This is a genomic window from Pacificibacter sp., from assembly GCF_039769035.1.
Taxonomy (GTDB): Bacteria; Pseudomonadota; Alphaproteobacteria; order Rhodobacterales; family Rhodobacteraceae; genus Celeribacter.
Genome location: NZ_JBDMZG010000045.1, coordinates 1 through 3,562 on the forward strand (window position 1 = coordinate 1; position 3,562 = coordinate 3,562).

Sequence of the window (3,562 nt, forward strand, 5' to 3'; positions counted from 1 at the left end):
ACGCAGAGCAGCTCAGTGAAGCCGTGGAGCTGTTGTAACGCCTTCAGCCCAGAGCGGCCGTTAGTTAATTTTGCGGCGAACATCAGGTTCGAGCCCAAATCAACCAATGCTGCGCCGTCGTTGAACGACCGCTTTGATCAGAAAAACTATTAAACGAATTTAAGTGTCATCCAGACGGAGCGGTCATTATCGAAAATATTCATGCGGCAACCTTATCATTTTCTGGCGCTTTAAGTTGCGATGTTCCGAGCCAGCTAAGACCTATCATTACTGCAGCGGTGCCGAGGCATAGTGAAAGCCCACCCATCTGATATGCAAATCCGGACAGGAGTGTGCCAACCAACCGGCCTGCCGCGTTGGCCATATAGTAAAAGCCAACATCCATTGTGACCCGTTTTGCATCTGTAAAGCTGAGGATGAGAAACGAATGCAGGGCTGAATTCACGGCGAAGATGCCGCCGAAGATCAAGAGGCCCAAGACAATCGTTGCTGTCAGCATATTGGACGGTTCGGGGACCAGCCAAACGAGACCAGCCAGAAACGTAGGCACAATTACCAGTAGTCCAACCCAGCGTTTTGCTAATGCGAGAATTTCCACATCGGATCGTGATGCCGCCTTTAGGATGCGCGGTACCGAGCCTTGGATAAAGCCGTAAAGGATCGTCCAGACGGCCATAAACGTCCCTATCATGAAGAAGGCCGCGCGGTTGCCCTCGGTAGTGCCGTCCGACAACACCGCATAGAAATAGATCGGAATACCAACCACGAACCAGACATCCCGCGCGCCAAATAGAAACAGCCGGGCGGTACTGAGCCAGTTGATGTTGCGGTTCTTGGAAAACACCTCAGAGAACTTTGCGTCCTTACGACCCACCGGCAGACCCGAGGGCATGCCGATCACCACTCCGATCAGGATGAGGAAGATGATTGCCGCCATCGTCAGCACGGAAGGAACGAACCCATATACGGCCAGCAAGACGGCCCCCATCAGGAAGCCGCTGCCTTTCACTGCATTTTTTGATCCCGTCAGGATGGCGACCCACCTGAACAGGCCACCGCCCGTCGTCGGCGCAAGAATCTTTACCGCGCTCTTGGAACTCATCTTTGCCAAATCCTTGGCCACGCCCGACAGTCCTTGCACCAGCATCACAAACGCCACAGAGGCCGTGATGCTCCAAGCAGGATCAAGCTGCGTGAGCGCCAGAAGCGCCACTACCTGCAATGACAAGCCCGCATAAAGCGTCGACGTCAGTCCAAACCGTGCCGCGATCCAACCGGCGGACAGGTTGGTCACCACACCTGCGATCTCATACATCACAAACAAATAGGCCAGTTGCACTGGCGAAAAGCCGAGTGTGTGGAAGTGCAGCAGAACTAGCATCCTGAGCGCACCATCGGTCAACATGAATGCCCAATAGGCGGCCGTCACCGTGATGTAGGCGGAAAATCCGACGGGACCTTTCACAGCTTGTGGCCAACCATAAGCGCAACATCGACCAAGCGATGTGCATATCCCATCTCGTTGTCATACCAAGCGTAGACTTTGAGCTGGGTGCCGTTCACAACCATCGTTGACGGCGCATCAATGATGCCGCTGCGCTGATCATTGGTGTAGTCCGACGAGACCAGAGGCCGCGTCTCGTATCCAAGGATGCCTTTCAGCGGCCCTTCAGCGGCAGCTTTGAATAATCCGTTCACCTCTTCCACAGTCGTTTCACGCGCCATTTCGAACACGCAATCGGTGATGGATGCGTTCAAAAGTGGCACCCGCACCGCATGGCCGTTTAATTTACCCTTCAGCTCGGGATAGATCAGCGTGATCGCCGTCGCAGACCCTGTTGTGGTCGGGATCAGGTTTGTCAGCGCGGACCGCGCACGGCGCAAATCCTTTGCAGGGCGGTCCACAATCGTTTGTGTGTTGGTCACATCATGGATCGTCGTGATTGAGCCGTGCTTGATGCCGATCCCTTCCAGCAGAACCTTTACCACAGGCGCGAGGCAGTTTGTCGTGCAGCTTGCCGCCGTCACAATCTTGTGGATGTCCGCATCGTAGATGTCATCATTGACACCATGGACAATGTTGGCCGTCGGCCCGTCCTTGACCGGTGCTGAAACGACAACCTTTTTGACACCCGCCGCAAAATAGGGGGCCAGCTTGGCCTCTGTCTTGAACGCGCCTGTGCAATCAATCACCACATCCACGCCATCCAGTGGCAGGTCTTCCAGATTGCGCGTGTTGGTGATGGGGATGCGGGTGCCGTTAATGCTGATTGACCCTTCGTCTGCCGCAAACGCCGCAGGCCAGCGGCCATGAATTGAATCGAATTCCAATAGATGCGCGTGCATCGCGGGATCGCCAAGCGCGTCATTGATAAAGGCGATCTTTGCGCCGCGCTCCAAGAGTGGGCGGAGTGCAAGTTTGCCGATCCGGCCAAGGCCGTTGAGAGCGTATGTGGTCATATCTGGTTATTCCTGTTTGACAGTTTTTTTGCCGATTTCATCGATACGTTTTTGCAGCGACGCACGGTCTAAACTCTCGAACGACAAGGCGGAGAATGCCATGATCCGATTGTGCAGCGCCCCGTAGGTCTGGTGGAACGCGAGACGCTTTTCTGCGTCGGTTCCCTCGGCCTTTACTGGGTCCGGCATACCCCAATGGCCAGAGACGGGCTGACCCGGCCACGTGGGACATTCCTCATTGGCGGCAAGGTCACAGACGGTAAAAATAAAATCCATGTGCGGCGCATCAGCACCCTGGAACTCCTGGATGTTCTTGGACCGCAAAAGAGCCACGTCATGTCCTTTTGATTTAAGCATTTCGACAGCAAATGGGTTCAGCTCTGAGCGATGTGCCGTGCCTGCTGAGTAGGCGGTGAACTTATCGCCCACCATATCCCGCAGAATCGTTTCTGCGAAAATCGAGCGGGCAGAGTTTCCGGTGCAAACAAAGAGGACGTTGAATTTCTTGTCGCTCATGGGAGAGATACTCCTGAGAAGGTCAGAAAACTGCGGCGGGCAAAGGTCAGCCCGTCCGCGACAACAATCGACAAACAAACCTGCGACGACCTCGCGGGTAACATCGAGATTAAGGGCATATAGCAGGCGCGTTCCGTCTCGTCGTTGTGAGATGAGACTGGCTTGAGTCAGGGCAGACAGGTAGACCGACGCTGTGCTGGCCTTAAGGTCCAAGGCTCCGGCGATTTCGCCAGCTGGCAGTTCATCCGGGCAACGGCGCATGAGTAGCCGGAACACCGCCATCCGCTGAGGATGACTGAGGGTCGCAAGTCGATCGGTGAGCGCTGATTCCATATTTCATGGATATTCGAAATAGTGAGATTTGGTCAAGCTAATTTTGATCAGGGCGACCGATACCAAATGGCTAATATGCACCTATCAATTCATGCTTCGAAAAGTTGCCCGCTCCTGAAAGCAGACATACGAACCCGTCCGTCTTACGGCAGCAACGTCCGCACCTCGGACGTTAGCGCCGAGCGCAGCGAACTTCCGCTTTCCGTCTTAACATGTTGTCTGCTTTCACTCTGTACTAGCATCCTGCCCCTCA

The 3,562-nt window shown here is 54.7% G+C and carries 3 protein-coding genes; all 3 read right to left on the reverse strand.

The window, feature by feature from the left end:
* Nucleotides 1–199: 199 nt before the first annotated feature.
* Genes arsJ through ABF287_RS04480 form a run of 3 tightly spaced genes read right to left on the reverse strand, consistent with a single transcriptional unit; the run spans nucleotide 200 to nucleotide 3,309 of the window.
* Nucleotides 200–1,465, reverse strand: coding sequence for an organoarsenical effux MFS transporter ArsJ (arsJ, locus tag ABF287_RS04470; protein ID WP_347183817.1), 1,266 nt, complete (start codon nucleotides 1,463–1,465; stop codon nucleotides 200–202).
* A complete protein-coding gene (locus tag ABF287_RS04475; protein WP_347183818.1) occupies nucleotides 1,462–2,460 on the reverse strand; it encodes an ArsJ-associated glyceraldehyde-3-phosphate dehydrogenase in 999 nt (332 codons plus the stop codon). Before ABF287_RS04475 ends, arsJ begins: the two co-directional genes overlap by 4 nt.
* Before the next feature lie 6 nt (nucleotides 2,461–2,466).
* Entirely contained in the window at nucleotides 2,467–3,309 is an 843-nt protein-coding gene (locus ABF287_RS04480; RefSeq protein ID WP_347183819.1) for a helix-turn-helix domain-containing protein, read from the reverse strand.
* Between the last annotated feature and the right edge of the window lie 253 nt (nucleotides 3,310–3,562).